At 41.4% G+C, this 16,313-nt stretch carries 17 protein-coding genes and 2 pseudogenes; 6 read left to right on the top strand and 13 right to left on the bottom strand.

Annotation, left to right across the window (positions count from 1 at the left end):
- Nucleotides 1–164 precede the first annotated feature (164 nt).
- From HT725_RS09295 to rpmG, 4 genes are all read left to right on the top strand, one after another.
- Nucleotides 165–305 carry a hypothetical protein gene (locus tag HT725_RS09295; RefSeq protein WP_191995623.1) on the top strand — a complete coding sequence of 47 codons (141 nt, stop codon included), beginning with the start codon at nt 165–167 and terminating at the stop codon, nt 303–305.
- Nucleotides 306–333: 28 nt separating this feature from the next.
- A complete protein-coding gene (locus HT725_RS09290) occupies nt 334–510 on the top strand; it encodes a PTS ascorbate transporter subunit IIC (RefSeq protein ID WP_033608448.1) in 177 nt (58 codons plus the stop codon).
- A gap of 151 nt (nt 511–661) precedes the next feature.
- Nucleotides 662–844, top strand: coding sequence for a 50S ribosomal protein L32 (gene rpmF / locus HT725_RS09285; protein ID WP_000290417.1), 183 nt, complete (start codon nt 662–664; stop codon nt 842–844).
- A 15-nt stretch (nt 845–859) separates the two neighbouring features.
- Entirely contained in the window at nt 860–1,009 is a 150-nt protein-coding gene (rpmG, locus tag HT725_RS09280; protein WP_001265622.1) for a 50S ribosomal protein L33, read from the top strand.
- 195 nt (nt 1,010–1,204) lie between these two features.
- Here the strand turns inward: rpmG and HT725_RS09275 are convergent, their stop codons facing one another.
- From HT725_RS09275 to HT725_RS09220, 12 genes are all read right to left on the bottom strand, one after another.
- On the bottom strand, nt 1,205–2,452 hold the full coding sequence (locus HT725_RS09275) for a toxic anion resistance protein (RefSeq protein ID WP_033685330.1): 1,248 nt from the start codon (nt 2,450–2,452) through the stop codon (nt 1,205–1,207).
- Nucleotides 2,453–2,473: 21 nt separating this feature from the next.
- Nucleotides 2,474–3,280 carry a hypothetical protein gene (locus HT725_RS09270; RefSeq protein ID WP_173253470.1) on the bottom strand — a complete coding sequence of 269 codons (807 nt, stop codon included), beginning with the start codon at nt 3,278–3,280 and terminating at the stop codon, nt 2,474–2,476.
- Between the two features lie 815 nt (nt 3,281–4,095).
- On the bottom strand, nt 4,096–4,443 hold the full coding sequence (locus HT725_RS09265) for a type II toxin-antitoxin system RelE/ParE family toxin (RefSeq protein WP_112444860.1): 348 nt from the start codon (nt 4,441–4,443) through the stop codon (nt 4,096–4,098).
- The gene (locus HT725_RS09260) at nt 4,433–4,720 is read right to left on the bottom strand and encodes a type II toxin-antitoxin system RelB/DinJ family antitoxin (protein WP_112444862.1); all 288 of its coding nucleotides are present in this window, start codon (nt 4,718–4,720) and stop codon (nt 4,433–4,435) included. The genes HT725_RS09265 and HT725_RS09260 overlap by 11 nt, the downstream gene beginning before the upstream one ends.
- A gap of 162 nt (nt 4,721–4,882) precedes the next feature.
- Nucleotides 4,883–5,494: a 30S ribosomal protein S4 gene (rpsD, locus tag HT725_RS09255; RefSeq protein WP_000092756.1), complete on the bottom strand. Its 612-nt coding sequence runs from the start codon at nt 5,492–5,494 to the stop codon at nt 4,883–4,885.
- Between the two features lie 194 nt (nt 5,495–5,688).
- Nucleotides 5,689–6,741, bottom strand: a complete 1,053-nt coding sequence (locus HT725_RS09250) for a HAMP domain-containing sensor histidine kinase (protein WP_173253469.1) — start codon at nt 6,739–6,741, stop codon at nt 5,689–5,691.
- A complete protein-coding gene (locus HT725_RS09245) occupies nt 6,738–7,436 on the bottom strand; it encodes a response regulator transcription factor (protein WP_000520637.1) in 699 nt (232 codons plus the stop codon). Before HT725_RS09245 ends, HT725_RS09250 begins: the two co-directional genes overlap by 4 nt.
- Before the next feature lie 166 nt (nt 7,437–7,602).
- Entirely contained in the window at nt 7,603–9,846 is a 2,244-nt protein-coding gene (locus HT725_RS09240; RefSeq protein ID WP_173253468.1) for a PavB family fibronectin-binding SSURE repeat adhesin, read from the bottom strand.
- Between the two features lie 115 nt (nt 9,847–9,961).
- A complete protein-coding gene (locus HT725_RS09235; RefSeq protein ID WP_173253467.1) occupies nt 9,962–10,978 on the bottom strand; it encodes a glycosyltransferase family 2 protein in 1,017 nt (338 codons plus the stop codon).
- 271 nt (nt 10,979–11,249) lie between these two features.
- Nucleotides 11,250–11,915, bottom strand: a complete 666-nt coding sequence (locus HT725_RS09230; protein WP_050082205.1) for a TrkA family potassium uptake protein — start codon at nt 11,913–11,915, stop codon at nt 11,250–11,252.
- A gap of 13 nt (nt 11,916–11,928) precedes the next feature.
- Nucleotides 11,929–13,308, bottom strand: coding sequence for a potassium transporter TrkG (locus HT725_RS09225; RefSeq protein WP_173253466.1), 1,380 nt, complete (start codon nt 13,306–13,308; stop codon nt 11,929–11,931).
- A gap of 33 nt (nt 13,309–13,341) precedes the next feature.
- The gene (locus HT725_RS09220) at nt 13,342–14,106 is read right to left on the bottom strand and encodes a nucleoside phosphorylase (RefSeq protein WP_173253465.1); all 765 of its coding nucleotides are present in this window, start codon (nt 14,104–14,106) and stop codon (nt 13,342–13,344) included.
- A gap of 589 nt (nt 14,107–14,695) precedes the next feature.
- Between HT725_RS09220 and HT725_RS09210 the strand changes: the two are divergent.
- Together HT725_RS09210 and HT725_RS09205 are read left to right on the top strand one after the other, a co-directional pair.
- Nucleotides 14,696–15,019 (top strand): annotated as a pseudogene (locus HT725_RS09210) (VTC domain-containing protein); the annotation flags it as partial.
- Complete coding sequence (locus tag HT725_RS09205) at nt 15,012–15,695, top strand: DUF4956 domain-containing protein (protein WP_173219955.1); 684 nt, start codon at nt 15,012–15,014, stop codon at nt 15,693–15,695. The pseudogene HT725_RS09210 and the gene HT725_RS09205, both read left to right, overlap by 8 nt.
- 378 nt (nt 15,696–16,073) lie before the next feature.
- Here the strand turns inward: HT725_RS09205 and HT725_RS09200 are convergent.
- Nucleotides 16,074–16,313, bottom strand: a pseudogene (locus tag HT725_RS09200) (choline-binding protein); the annotation flags it as partial.

The raw sequence follows: 16,313 nt of genomic DNA, 5'->3' as shown, positions 1-16,313 counted from the left end.
AGTGTAAAAGTTATAAGAATAAAAGAGTATTTGAGCACAATATAATCTCACCTTTTAAAAGAAATTATTGGGCTGAAAGTTTTTAGTAATTATTTTTCTACTTTTTCTTGAATTTATAAATTAAAGCGATATCATTTAGATATCAATTAATAGGAATTGTTGAAATGACACTAGAACGGCTCAATGAAGGGGAATTGGTAGAGCTTGACGAAGAACGAAAAGCTGCCATGGTTTCAAATCTCCTAGTCATTCTCTGCGGCAATCATGATGCACAACCAATTGTCAACACAGGAAGTCTTTACTAAAGATGGCTGAAGCTAAAAAAAAAAGCAGATCCCCCTTCGACTCTCAACAAAGTTATACGCTGCACTCGCATCATGGGCAGAAGACGACTTTCGTTCAGTCAATGGGCAAATCGAATATCTCCTCACAGAATGTGTCAAACAACGGAAGAAAGACGGAAAATACGTATCAGAAACCATTGACGAACCATTTGAGATTGATATTTAACACCTTCTCCTGTCTGCTAGGTCTGACAGGAGAATTTTTTCATCTTTTTTTGTCAAGTAACTTTACTTTACAAAAAAAATGTGTTATCCTAGTATGGTTGATGAAAATCAGTAGATTGAATCGAATATAAATACCTAAAGGAGAAATCAAAATGGCAGTACCTGCACGTCGCACTTCAAAAGCGAAGAAAAACAAACGTCGTACACACTACAAAGTAACAGCTCCATCTGTAAACTTTGACGAAACTACTGGAGATTACTCACGTTCTCACCGTGTATCACTTAAAGGATACTACAAAGGACGTAAAATCGCTAAAGCTGCATCAGCTGAATAATAGAAGGGAGATACCATGCGCGTAAATATTACACTTGAACACAAAGAATCTGGTGAACGCTTGTACCTTACTTCTAAAAACAAACGTAACACTCCAGACCGTCTTCAATTGAAGAAATACTCACCAAAACTTCGCAAACACGTTGTGTTTACAGAGGTTAAATAAGCATTCAATACGAATCAATACAGAAGAAAAACGCTGATCAGCGTTTTTTCTTTTGGTTAATTTTAGTACATTACAATAAAAATCAATCTAATGACTACATTTTTGACTATATTTTTTGTGAATTAAATTAGAGGCTATAATATATAGGAAGAATTCAAAATCCCCTGCAAGCTATACTTACAAGGGACTTGTGTATTATTCTTGTACTTCTTTCTGAGCAGCCTTTCCTTGATCCAGAAGGGCTTGGACGATTTTCTCATCACGTAGTTTGACAGAATCGTTGATCATTTCTGCGGACTTGACGATGGTTGTTTCTAGTTGGGCACGTTTCTGGCGTCCCAATTCAATTGCTGCAACGATACCTTGGTTTTGAGCGACCAGACTTTCAGCCAGTTTGGTAACAGACTCAACAGCGACTGTCGGACTTTGAGCAATTCGTTCCATCTGTGGAATCACTTCCTTGCTGGTCTCAGCTAGCATCTGAAGGGCAGCATTGTTGGCATTGACAATGGCATCTGCCACGACACCTGATTTCATGGATTGTTGCAAAATACCAAGTTGGGCAATAGAAAGCTTCATTGTTGGAATCGTATTACGACGAAGCATGCCCAATTTTTGGCGCATATCAGATGACACCTTCACAAGATTACGCATCTGAGGTGTTGTTGCCCAGGCAACATAGAGACGGCTGACATACTCAGTATGTTGTTGTTCAAGGGTATTGACCACTTCAGCCATGCGGGCCAATTCTTGTGACTTGGTTTGGTATTCTACCGTACTTGTATCAAGTTGGTCAGCTTGAGCCTTCAGTTCGGCAGCGCGATTACCAGCTTCTGTCTGGCTAGCTTCGATAAAGGAAATCACTCCCACTAGATTTTCAATGGATTTGGTATTGTCCTCAATCAACATCTCAGCAGAGACGATATTTCGAGCTAGCACATCTTCTTGCTTGACCACTGCGGCAGCCATGCCATCGAGCTTTTGCTCTACTGTTTTTGAGTCAAAGTAAAATTCCTGGAGCGTATTCTTGCTCTTGTTAAACAAGCGTTGCAAAAAGTTTGGTTTTTCTTCTAACTCAGCAATTTCAGCGTTCTTGTATTTGACTACAAAACCTTGCAACTCACGGTTGGTATTCTTGAGTAGATCATCCACTTGGGGAATCTGCAGTTTCTTTTGTTCTGACAAGATACGATTGACTGTATTGTTCACACCTTCTACAGCAGATTGTCCAAAATCTAAGAGAGCATTTTGATTGGTGACAAACTGGTCTACTAACTGGGGCACGTGCGCCTTGATACCTTCTTGCTGCTCAGGGCTCAACTTTTCAAGGAAGGTCAAGGTCTTGTCTGAGCCAGTATTTGTCTCGATGATTTGGGTTGTTTTATCCACCTTAGCTACCGTATTATTGGCAATCTGGTCAATATCAAAATTAAATTCTGTCATGGTTACTCCTTTGTTTCTAACCTATTCTTTACGATCTTTTTCTAGGATACGCAGACTGATATCAAAATCACGCATATCTGTTTCATTGAGTTCTCTCAAAACTTGGTCAAGCTCAAGGTCAAATTGTTCGATAGCTGCTTTAGCTTGTTGCAAACGTTCTTCTGCTCGATTATAGTTCTTCGGATTGGCCTTAATCTTTAAATAGCCTTCTAAAATCGTTTTGAATTTCTCCATCTTCAAACTATGAATGGCCGTCAATTCTTCCTTATCCCCCTCGGCAGAGGTGGCAATCTTGTCTAAAATGGCCTGATGGTCAATAGCAATATTGGCCAAGGTCTGGGATAATTCTGGAGCTAGTTCCTCTGGCTCCGCATTTTCAAGATTTACCTGACTTTCTCTATCCAAACGTTCTAGCTGAACATCGATATTTGCCCGCACTGTACGAACCTTTTTGTCAATACGGTTGTAAACATCATCATCGATATAGGACTTGAGACGATCCGCCTCCTGATGGATTTCCCTCAGTTCGATCAATACTTGATTGGCCAGACTCTTATAGGACTCCGAACCTTTTTCTACTAAAGTTCCCTCCAATTGCTGAATATCCTTGTCTGCTTGACGAATCCGAGCTTTTAAAAGCTCAATCCGATCATCGAGCGAACGATCCTGCAAAAGAGGATAGCGCCAACGTTTATAGAGGCGATAACCACCATAGCCTAGCAGTACACAAGCCGCAAGCGGAAGAGCATATTGAACCAAAAGGCCCAATAAGAACAAGAAGCCCCAAAAATAGAGACAGCCTTTCCAAAAACCATTACCCGATTTCATAAACATTCCTTATTTTCAATTTATAAGTCTATTTTAGCACAAAAGATAAAAATGAGGGCGGAAATCCCCTAGAAAAGAGTTGATTTCTTTGCTGTAGAATGGAGGCTAGAAGCACGTGTCCTAATTTCAGTGAAGCGGACTCAAACCACAGGCTCCAGTGTTATAAGATTGCGGAATGACCTCTGAAGAAATATCAAAACAAATGCTTGAAATATTGGGGGTAGTGTGTTAGAATGAAAGCATAAAGGGAAAATAATGCTTCTAGCATATATAACTAAAAAGCCCCACCGTGCCACCGATGGGGTTCTTTGCTACCCTCTAAAAGGGTTAGATGTTACTTGCTACGTCTCTTTATCCATAGCTTGAAAAGCTCAGATAGTACGTTAACAAGTAACGGAGCTAGAAAAAGGGAAAATAATTCTAGCATATATAACACCTCCCTTCCTTAAAGTGAGGGGGCCAAAACATTATATCATCAACATCGCGTATAAGCAATAAAAGCTTGAAATATTGGGTGTTATATGTTAGAATGAACTTACAATGTGAGTAAAGTTACAGCATATGTAACTAAAAAAGCCCCACCGTGCCACCGATGGGGTTTTTTGCTACCCTCTAAAAGGGTTAACCATTACTTCTTACGTTTCTTAAGCCATAACTTGAAAAGCTCAGATAACACGTTAATAAGTAACGGAGCTAGAAACACTGTGAGTAAAGTTTCTAACATATGTAACACCTCCCTTCCTTAAAGTGAGGGGGCCAAAATATTATATCATCAATATCACGTAATTCCCAAACAAAAACGCCTTCCTAAGGCGCTATTTTTTCTTGATCAAGCGGATGTAGTCCTGTTTGCTATGAATAATATCTGATACAAAGACAGCTTTTCTATACTCTAAAATATGATAGAATGCTAGGTAATCTCCTAAAATGATGCATCGAGTTTTGTGGGATGGGTATATAATCCCTCCTACTCTTTCGTCAACATCAAATCCTGCTTCTGGGAAGACTTCAAGACGCTCCAAACCATAAAGAACATTCTTAACTGTGTTTGCTCCTGCCTGTTCTGAAAAGTAGTTAGCTGAGATATAATCTTTAATACCTCTTAGCTGTTCTTGTACCGTTTCGGAGATAATGATGCTATATGCCTTCTCGTTAAATTCCAAGGTTAGCCCTCACTTCATCAAGACTGTAAGTTCTTCCATGTTCTAAATCGTCAAAGCTACGGGCAATTTCAGCACGCAACCTTGATAGAAGTTCTTCTCTTTCTTTGTCTACTTGGGTTTCAAATGGCAAGGATTTATGTTCTACAATGCGTTCTAAAAACAAGTTAAAGCTGGCTGTCATATCAAGATTTTGCGCTGTGATAATCGCTTTAGCCTTCTCTAACAAGTCTCTGTTAGTCTTAAAGTTTACCTGTGTGTTTTTTTCTAAAACATTCATGGTAGCACCTCCTTTATACTATTATATCACTTTGAACTATATAGGTCTAGTTACGTATAGACGATTATAGCTGGATACTAAGAGAAATCAAAAAGCACTAAGGGAAAACGCCCCAAAGTGCTTAATATCAAGGCTCTAAAGCCTATCTGATTCAATAAAATATTACAACATTTTGTTGTAGAATTCAACGACAAGGGCTTCGTTGATTTCTGGGTTGATTTCGTCGCGTTCTGGCAAGCGAGTCAATGAACCTTCCAATTTTTCAGCGTCGAATGATACGAATGCTGGACGTCCAAGAGTAGCTTCTACTGCTTCAAGGATAGCTGGAACTTTCAATGATTTTTCACGAACTGAGATCACTTGACCTGGAGTTACGCGGTATGATGGGATATCAACGCGTTTTCCGTCAACAAGGATGTGACCGTGGTTTACGAATTGACGAGCTTGACGACGAGTAGTCGCAAGACCAAGACGATAAACAACGTTATCCAAACGACGTTCCAAAAGAAGCATGAAGTTGAAACCTAGGATTCCGCCTTTGATTTTTGTAGCTTGTACGAACAAGTTACGGAATTGTTTTTCACCTACACCGTAAGTGAAACGAAGTTTTTGTTTTTCAGCCAATTGCAAACCGTATTCTGACAATTTAGAACGGTTGTTTGGTCCGTGTTGTCCTGGTACGTAGTTACGACGTGCCAATTCTTTACCTGTACCTGTAAGTGAAAGTCCAAGGCGACGAGCTTGTTTCCAAGATGGTCCTGTATAACGTGACATATGAATGTCCTCCTGATATAAATAATATTTCGGTGGAAATAGTCACTTAGAAAGCCCTGATTCGTGCAGATGCCCTTCGCCTAAACAGCCAAGGTTACTTATCATAAGACACCTGTTGACGAGCTTCATGCTTTCCTGCTGATATTTCACACAAAATTCATTTTACCATGAATGGCTGGATTTGTAAAGGGGGTTTAGGCTTTATTTTCACTGCCAGAGAGGTTGAGAAGGAGGGTAAAGGTACTTCCTAGACCGTACTGGCTGGTAACTATGATTTCCCCACCCAATTGGTGGGCCAATTCACGCGCAATCGCAAGACCCAAGCCATGACCACCTGTCTTCATGTTACGCGAAGTCTCTACACGATAAAGGCGTTTGAAAATATTCTCCAAATCCTCTGGGGCAATCCCCTGCCCCTCATCGGTCACACTGATTGAAAGCTGGTGCTTCTCCAGCTTAGCCACCACTTCCAGCTTGGTTCCTGGAGCAGAGTATTTAAAAGCGTTATTGACCAGATTCACCAATATACGAGAAAGTTTGGCATAATCTCCCTCAATCCGGGCAGACTCTGGGATTACCTGTAAATGGACGTCTCGTTCCTCCTGCTCAATCAAGAATTGAAATTCACTCATACACTCAATCAAGAGCTGGTCCAGAAAAATGCTGTCTTTACTAGTTGTCTCTGCCTGATTTCTAGCTGTGTTTAGGGTCAAAAAATTCAACTCCTCAACCAGTTTATTGAGCCTTTCCGTCTGGCGCCCAATGGTTGCTAGATAATGGGCTTGTTCTCCTTCCTTGATAACCCCGTCCAAAATCCCTTCTACCGTCGCTTGGATTGAAGTGATGGGGGTCTTGATATCATGCGAAAGTTGAGCAATCATCAAGCCCTTTTCTCGTTCGCTTTCTTCCAAGGAATCAAAGCTGGCCTGCAAATCATGGGACATTTCATTAAAAGCTTGCCCTAATTGTTGAAATTCTAAAGGTCCTTGAACCTCCAAATTTGAAGGAAAATCCTTGTCCGCTACCCGCTTGGCATGCTCCTTGAGTTTGCCCAACGACGTAAAGACCGGCGATAGGAGAAAGAGACTAATCCCAGCACCAACAAGGCTGGCAACGATGGTCATTCCAAGCAAAAAGTAAATCTCGCTTTTCTCAATCAGCATTTTTTGAACAGCCCAAAAAACAACCAAAATGGTTAAGAGGGTTGAAATAATATATCCAACCAAAATATAACTTTTTAGTTTCATGTTTGTCCTCTCGGTTTCTCTATCTTATATCCCAACCCCCAAACTGTCTTAATAGTGGGCGTTTGGTCACTACTATATTTTGCCAACTCCTGTCGAAGAGCATGAATATGCACATTCAAGGTGTTGGTGTCATCCACATAGTCTTCTTGCCAGACCTTTTCATAGAGGTCTGTCTTGGAGAAAACTCGCTCTGGATTGCTAGCTAAAATCCACAGCAATTCAAATGATTTAACAGTCAAATCCAGCATTTCTTCTCCTATTTGAACTTCATGACTACTATGATTCATTTTCAGATTGCCAAGGGAAATCAGCTCTGTTTCGCCCCCACGATGAAGGCGGCGCAAAATATTGTGGACCCGCAAAACTAGCTCACGAGGGCTAAAGGGCTTAGCAATAAAATCATCTGCTCCCAAGCTCAGACCGTAAATCTTGTCCTGTTCACTGGTCTTAGCAGTAATAAATAGGAAAGGCTGCTCTGGTGATAAGTATTGAACCTCACCGATTAAATCATAACCATCCATCCGAGGCATCATGACATCTGTGATAATCAAATCAATCGGTTTTTTCTTGAACAGCTCTAGCGCTTCCAGTCCATCATGGGCTACCAAGACCTGATAACCTGCCTGAATTAAGTATCTCTGATGAATATCTGTGATTTCTACCTCGTCGTCAACGAGTAAAATTGTCTTTCCCATCTGTCTCTCCTTTGATAAAAACAGTGCTATACTGCTTTAAGTATAACACTATTTTTATTGTTTTACGATGATTTTAATCTGCTATTGAAAGAAAGTCCTGATTGCTGATTGAGTTGGTAAACTAGCCTTAGTCAGCCCACTATCCATCATTTATTTCCTTAGCTGATTAGTTTTCTTCTTTTTTGTTTTTCAAACCTAGACCACCGAGTAAACCTGCGAGTGCAAGCCCAAGGAAACCAATACTTGCCATTGATGTTTGAGCTTCACCAGTATTTGGTAGCATAGCTTTATCATCTGACATCATCTTGTCTGACATCATCGTATCAGCCATCTTATTGGCAGAAGCAGCCATGTTTTCACCTGCCATCGTATTGGTAGAGCTTGTCATGGTGTCAGCAGGCATGCTATCTGTAGTACCTGGAGCTGGAGTCTCAGTCTTCATACCTGATTTTTCCATTTGGTCATTTGCTGGCATTGCTTTATCAGTCTCTTTGGCTGGTGCCATCATGTCCTTATGGTCAGCAGCTGTTTGATGAGTCGCACCTGTAGCATGACTGTGATTCATCGGAGTCACGCCAGAACCAGAGTTAGAAGGTGAGAATGAACCATTTGCTGTGTCTGATGTTTCTTTAACATTTATCTTAATAGTGACTTTTTTAGTTGCTACGATATTTGTCAAATCTGCTTTACCATCTTTGTTGCCATAGACATTGACTGTAGCGCTGTAAGTTTGAGTACCGTTTGCTCGGAACTGGTCAATGAGTTCTTGTTTTTCTTTACCAGCTACGTTTCCATCCAAGGATACTTGGTAGAAGTATTGACCTTTGGTCTTCACGTTTTCACCGAGTGGAGATAGGGCTGGGTTTTTAGCGTCGCCGTTATCTGACCATGGAGCCTTGTCAGATGCTTTGAGCAAGAGACGAGTCAACATGCCATCACCTGCGAAGAGTTCATATGGAATTACTTGGTTTACACCGGCAGTGAAAGGACCTTTTCCTTCAGCTTTTTCAAGATAAGCAGCAGGAACATCAATACTGTCTTTAACGTTATCTTTAACAGCTTTTTCGACAGTTTCTTTAGCAACTAATCCATTGATGTTGATGTCTACATTTTTAGTAGCAACTAGATTAGTCAAGTCAGCTTTACCGTCTTTATTTCCGTAAACTTTAACAGTAGCTTTATAAGTTTGAGTACCATTAGCACGAAGCTGATCAATTAAATCTTGACCTTGTTTACCAACAGTATTGCCATTTAAGTCTACTTCATAGAAGTATTGACCTTTTGTTTTCACATTTTCTCCTAATGGAGATAAAGCAGGATTTTTAGCTACACCATTATCAGACCATGGAGCCTTATCAGAAGCTTTGAGCAAGAGACGAGTCAACATACCATCACCTGCGAATAGTTCATAAGGAATTACTTGGTTTACACCGGCAGTGAAAGGACCTTTTCCTTCAGCTTTTTCAAGATAAGCTGCTGGAACATCGATACTGTCTTTAACGTTGTTTTCAACTGCAGAGTTAACATCGCTTCTTGTTACAAGACCGTTCAAGGTAATATTGACTTTACGTTCCTTGACAACCTTAGTCAAATCAGGTTTATCTCCGGCTGCTTCATAGACAGTCAGGGTAGCTTCATAGGTATTTGTACCATTAGTACGAAGTGTATCTAATAAATCCTGACCCTGCTTACCTGTGGTGTTACCATTCAAAGATACTTGATAGTAATACTTGTCATCAGGTAAATTTTTCACTGGTGGAATTTTCTCGTTTTGAGCGACACCGTTATCTGACCATGGAGCCTTGTCAGATGCTTTGAGCAAGAGACGAGTCAACATACCATCGCCTGCGAAAAGTTCATATTTAAGTAGTTTGTTTACACCAGCCAAGAAAGGACCGGGAACTTTGGCTTGTTCTAGGTAGCCAGCTGGGACATCGATACTGTCTTTAACATCCTCATCGACAGCTTTTTCAATATCTGCTGGAGTTGCTTGTGTCCCTGCCACATCAGCTGTATCTACAGCTTCTTTTAAGACATCTGTTAGCTCTGGATTTTCTTGTTCTTCTTCACCTTTTTCAAAAAGTGTATCCAGACGAGAAGGGCTTGTTTCCTCGCTCACTTCAGTTCCTTCTGTAGGTGTCGGAAGTGAATTCGTATTTCCAGCAACGACCTCAGGTTTCGCTTCAGCAAGAACGGTGTCTCCCTGAGTTTCTGCTAAGTCACCCTCTTTCGTTACCGATTCCCCTTCGGGTAAGACTTGAGCAGGGGTCGGATTGAGCCCATCGGCACGTACAGAACTTGGCTGACCAACTAGGACAAAGAAGCCACTAGCCACAACAACTGAGGCAACACCGACACTAAGACGGCGAATAGACCAACGAGTATATCTTTGATTTGGATTGAATTTCATAGGATTCTCCTTAGAGTTTTTCTTTATTTGATGACTCTAGTATAATCTCCTAAAATTAAAAAGGACTAAGAAAAAGTTAAAATTTTTCTTAAATCCCTCTTATAAAATACTTATATCAATTAAATCCATAAACAGATTTGGTGATTTGATAGACAACATTGGACAGTTTGCGGGCTGGCAAGACCGAATGTTTGGTCAAACGGCTGAGCATGGTTTTGCGAATAGCCTGAAAGACCTCTGGATTTTCCTGCTGAATATAGGTCCACAGCTCCCGTTTTTTTGCCAAATGCTCCGCTGTTCCTGCTCGGTTGAGCAAGGCACTGGAAATAACCGTCGTGATTTCAATGTGATTCAACAGATATTCTCGCATTTTGGGGTGGCTTACTTTAGATAAATCAAGCTGGTCTACCAAGAGTCGATTGACTTTCAGTTGCTGGTCAATGCGCTTAATCATCACTTGCTCATTGACAGACTGGTCCTCACGCCCAATCAAATAACGATAGAAATCGACAGGCAGATAGTACATGGTCTTGACCTGCTGAAGGGGGGTAAAGACAAAGAGATTATCGACATAAAAAGTATGCTCAGGCAGTTGGAACTGACTCGCTCGCAACAAATCTGTCCGGTAAATCAGCGAGTGCATCATGATATACTGACCTTTTGAGAAATTTCCGACCTGGTCCCAGCCAAAAATCTGTTGGACAGGCAAGACTGACTCATAACTCATACTCTTCTTACGAGACTGACCTTCCTTTTCATAGACAAAATTAGTCACAAAGGCATCCACCTCTTGACCTTCACTCTCTAGTTCCTGCAAGGTTTCAAGAATTTTCAGATAAGCACGAGGATCCACCCAGTCATCACTATCAACCACTTTAAAATAGAGCCCAGAAGCCTCTGCCAAGCCACGATTGACGGCACCCCCATGGCCTTTATTTTCCTGATAAATGGCTCTAACGATGTTAGGATACTTGCTGGCTAAACGCTCAGCGATTTCCTGAGTCTGGTCCTGAGACCCATCATTGATAATCAAAATCTCAACTTGCTCACCACCAATCACTAGCGACTCCACACAGTAATGAAGATAGGCAGCGGCATTATAGCTAGGAATGGCGATAGACAATAACTTCATAATCTACTCCTTTAGGGGACTGATTTTTTCTTATACTCAATGAAAATCTCTTCAAACCGCGTCAACCCTATCTGCAACCTCAAAACACTGTTTTGAGCAACCTGCGGCTAGTTTCCTAGTTTGATCTTTGATTTTCATTGAGTATTACTCTCTCTTGTCACTTCTTTCTATTTTACCATAAAGTTCAGCCTTTGAAGAACTTTTACTAGAATACAAGGCTTCTGTCTCTCTTTGCTATCTTGGGCATCAAAAAAGAGGAGAGCTTCCTCTTTTACGAATTCAATGCTGCTAGGGTATCCAAATACTGGTTGTTGATGACCGCCAAAATATAGGTATCTGCCTTCAAAAGGTCATCTGGTCCAAATTCAACATCCAATGGGGAATTTTCCTGCTCTCGGAAGCCCAAAATATTCAGATTGTATTTGCCACGAAGGTCTAATTTACTCAGACTTTGACCTGCCCAAGACTGAGGAATTTTCATCTCCACAATAGAGACATTTTTATCCAACTGAAAGACATCAACACTATTATGGAAAAGAATGGTCTGTGCTAGGGACTGCCCCATTTCATACTCTGGCGAGATAACCGAGTCAGCTCCAATCTTTTCCAGCACTTTCTTAGCAGTCTGACTTTTGACCTTAGCAATAACAGTCGGTACCCCCAAACTCTTACAGTGCATAACCGCAAGCACACTCGACTCCAGATTTTCACCTGTCGCGACTACAACGGTATCGCAGGTATCAATCCCTGCTGATCTCAATAATTCTTCATCTGTGATGTCACCAATCACTCCACGCGCCAAAACTGGCTCAAACTGATTGATGCGCTCTGCGTGGTCATCAATAGCGATAATATTCATATCCTGCTTGGCTAGGGCAGCTAGGACACTACTTCCAAAAATTCCCAAGCCTAAAATTCCAATCGTACGATCTGACATGCTCTTTCCTTTCTTAACCAATACTAATATCTGCTTTCATATAGTGAATCATATCTTTCTTTTCTGGATGGTAATCTGCTAGGCTGACCAGCAGAGTCAAGGGACCAATTCGTCCGATAAACATGAGAACCATAATCACACTTAGAGCTAATTTCCCTAAATCTGGAGTTAAATTTGCCGTCACTCCGACTGTTCCAAGAGCAGAAATGGTTTCAAATATGAGGTGGATAAAGGGAGGATTTCCCTTGGCTGTCATCCCTATTAAAATCAAGCCCAGCAAGAAGGTCATCAAAAAGATAATAAAGACACTAAAGGATTTTTGAACGGTTCGTGGCGCAATCGTCCGTCGAGCGACATTGGCATGAGGCAAGCCTAGAAGCTCACTTCGTGCAAAAACCAAGAGGACAAAAAATGTGGTAATCTTGAGTCCCCCAGCTGTTCCTCCTGGAGCCCCACCTAGAAACATCTGCAAGATATAAATCAATAAGGTAACAGGACGAGCCATGCTGTAATCAATTGTCCCAAAACCAGCCGTTCTCATGCTGACAGTTTGGAAAAAGCTGACCAAGACCTTATCTGCAACAGGGAGATTGCCAATCGTACCTGCATTGTTCCATTCAAGAACGAGACTGCTCACCGTCCCAAAAGCTAGGAGCCCCACCGTCAGTAATAAAACCAGTTTGGTGTGAAAATGCAGGCGCCCTTTTTTCTTTTTCCCTATATGCGTAGCAAGGTCAAACCAGACCATAAATCCAAGACCACCTGTGATAATCAAGCCTGCGATGACCAGATTGACCAAGGGATCAGTCTGAAAAGCAATCAAGCTCGTACTTCCAAAATTATCAAAACCTGCATTACAGAAGGCGGATATAGCTAGAAAAATAGCACTAAAGAGACCGCGTCCCCAGCCAAGTTGAGGAACAAAACGAAAACTGAGAAATAGAGCTCCCAAACCCTCAACCAAAAAAGTCGTGAGAAAAATAGAATAGACAAACTTTCTCAAAGATCGAGTCTCTCCATAACTAAAACTATCTTGAATAGTTGCACGGCTACGAAGACTAAGCTTTTGCTTACTCTGGATATAGAAAACCCCAATAAAGGTCATGAGCCCCAGACCACCAATCTGAATCAAGAACATACAAATGAGCTGACCCCAAATATTGTAGGTGGCAGCGACAGGCTGGGTAAAAAGACCTGTCACACAGACCATGGATACAGTTGTAAAGAGATGATCAAAATAAGTCGCTCGAGAGCTAGGCACTTGCACAAAAGGCAAGCTCAAAAGAAGAGAGCCTAGTAAAATGACCAAGGCGAAACTCAAAAAAATACGACGGGCAGGCGATAAACGAGATAAGCCTAGCTCTATTTTTTCCTTAGATAATTTAAATAACATACATCCATTGTACCATAAAAAGAAGGAGAGGAGTTAGATCTGAAAGGCTATTTCAAGGCAGAGTTCTAGCGCCTTATCAAAAGCTTCCGAGCCCCAGTCACGACTATCGTACTGGTCCAAGTCAGCTAGGGAATCTGCTGTGAACAACAATTCTCCCCAGAGAACCCCACGCAGTTGGGCTACTGCCGCAAGCGCAGCACACTCCATCTCTACAACAGCACAGCCTTTTTCCTTACGATAAGCCACCTTTTCAGCCGTTTCTCGGTAAAAACCGTCTGTCGTCCAGGTCATGACTTCTTCATAAGGAATCTCTCTGGCTTCCAAAACTTGCTCAATAGCAGCAATAGCCTCTGGCTGCATTTCCATATAACGAGAAGGTGCCACATAGTGGTAACTGGCTCCTTCATCTCGCAGAGCGCGAACAGGGACTAGAAAGGCATTTTCCTCTATATCGGCTAGCACACCACAGGTACCTGTGGAAATAATCTTCTCCACACCATATCCAATCAACCAATCCATAAACTGGGCTGCTGGAGCTGAACCAACAGGAGCCTGAGCCAGACAAATTTCCTCACCCTTGTAGTTGATGACATAGACTGGATAGGTTTTGGTAGCAGAAACGAATTCGCCGACACAGTCCGCTCCTACTCCCCTCGCATAACGGTCAATCTCTTCACCTAAAAATGCATAGACACATTTCTTGGGCAAGTGCAAGTCCAGCCCCTCGTGATTGGGCATGATAACCGCCTGGGGATTATCATCAAACTCTAAAATGGGAATCGCATGTTTCTGAATCATAGCCCACCTCCTCTAATTTTGTACTATTGTATCAAAAATTGACGGAGTGTCAAGGAGGAGGCTGAGAATAAAAACAATACAATAACAATATTTTTGACAGAGACTCTTTTTAATGGTACAATGGACTTGCTTAAAAGTTCGATGAAATAAGCATATAAGAAAACACCACCGGTTGCCGCCAGTGGTGTTTTTTTGCGCTTGCTCAAGGCGCTCAGGCTATTTCTTTTTCTTGTCGCATTTGCTTGCTACAAATCGGATAAGCCACTCCGATAAGACATTCGCTAGTGTACCAGCAAGAATAGGTAGCAAGACAAGTTCGATGAAAACGCACATAAGATCACCTCCTGCCTGCGCAGTCTAGTGTTTGCGACCTTACTATTGTATCATCTTTGACTGAAAATAAATAGAAAAAATCATTGACATCATCTAGTCATCCACAAAAACTCTCTCCTACACTAGTACTTCTTGCATCAAAAACATCCCAGTTACAAGATGATTTAAAATTGATCAATGAAGCAGACTTGCTAAGATATAGAGTAGGTAAATGTGGGTTGGGTAAAAAATATAGAAGAAGTTTTTATCTCCACTCCGTTTTTCTCTCAAGGAAAAGAAAGAAATTAGCGGATTTCCCTACAATAAAATTCGTATCACCATTGACCAAAATCTAACCTATCGTGATGAGAACGTCAGTTTATTCTCAGGAAAGGACGGTTTCCCTCTACTAAACGAGGACATTGTCATCATGGAAATTAAAGCACCTGGTAGAAAACCCCAATGGCTACAAGATATTCTCGACCAATATGGACTGGTAGAGCAGAAATTTTCAAAATACAGCTGCGCCTACCACAAGTCTCAGGGGCTGGACTATAGCCCACGACCAAGCACAGAAAGTGTAGGTACTACTTATGTCTAATCTTTTTAATTCTATTTTCAACGACACAACTGCTACTGCCAATCCTATCCAGCTCTTTCTGGCTCTCTTGGTCAGCCTGATTTTAGGTTTGGCGCTGACCTGGGCTTACAAACACCGTACTCTCTATACACGGGAATTTGCGGTTAGTTTGACCCTACTCCCCTGCTTGATGACCTTGGTCATCTTTCTGGTAAATGGCAGCTTAGGAACCTCTATCGCTGTTGCAGGAACCTTTAGCCTCATTCGTTTCCGTTCAGCCACCAGTGGCTCACGGGAACTAATTGCAATCTTCCTTGCCATGATTATCGGGCTGGCAGCAGGGACAGGCTACCTAGCCTTAGCTGTTCTCTTCACCGTCTTTATCTTAGCAGTATGGCTTCTTTTAGAAAAGCAACAAAGCAAGAGCAATCACCAACGCCGCAGACTATTAACCATCACAATCGCCAACCAAGAAAAGCAACTCCAAACTATCCAATCTGGACTGGCACAATTCTGTACTGAGTTAGACCTCATCTCGATTGATATTAGCAATGATGGAGAACAAGTCACCACTGTCTATGAAGTTGATTTCAAGGCTCAAACTAACGATTTCCAAATCATCAATTACCTCACTAAAAAACAGGATACTTACCAGGTTTCCCTGACCAAGAATGCCAAGAAGAGAAAGAATTTGTAATTTTCAAATCAAATAGCAAACTAAGAGTCTCTTGAGTACCACCATTCTTTACCAATCAAAAAAAACTCCGTAGTCTCTAGCGCCATAAATCCAGCTAGAGATTACAGAGTTATTTTTTAATCTAAACTTCCTACAAGAGTATATTATCTACTGAAAGGATATGGTATTTGTAGGGAATACTTTAAAGAGTTCTTACAGGAAGTCAGTATTAACTAGTTATATTAGGCTTATACTCTTCGAAAATCTCTTCAAACCACGTCAGCTTCACCTTGCCGTATAGATGTGACTGACTTCGTCAGTTCTATCTGCAACCTCAAAACGGTGTTTTGAGCAGCCTGCGGCTGGCTTCCTAGTTTGCTCTTTGATTTTCATTGAATATTAGTTTACCCATTCACCATTAGCATTGACTCTATAGCCATCTACAGTTGTGTTGACTGCAAGGGCACCTGAGCCATTGACATAGTACCATTCGTCTGATACTTTGAACCATTGGCTTGCTTTCATAGCACCTGATGCTTCAAGATAGTACCAAGTACCTCCATCTTTAAGCCAACCTGTTGCCATTGAACCATTAGCGTTTAGGTAGTACCATGAGCCGTTGACTTTAGCCCAACCTGT

Origin of the sequence: Streptococcus sp. 2579, from assembly GCF_013277195.1 — a bacterium.
Lineage (GTDB): Bacteria > Bacillota > Bacilli > Lactobacillales > Streptococcaceae > Streptococcus.
This window is presented reverse-complemented; position numbering and strand designations above follow the sequence as displayed.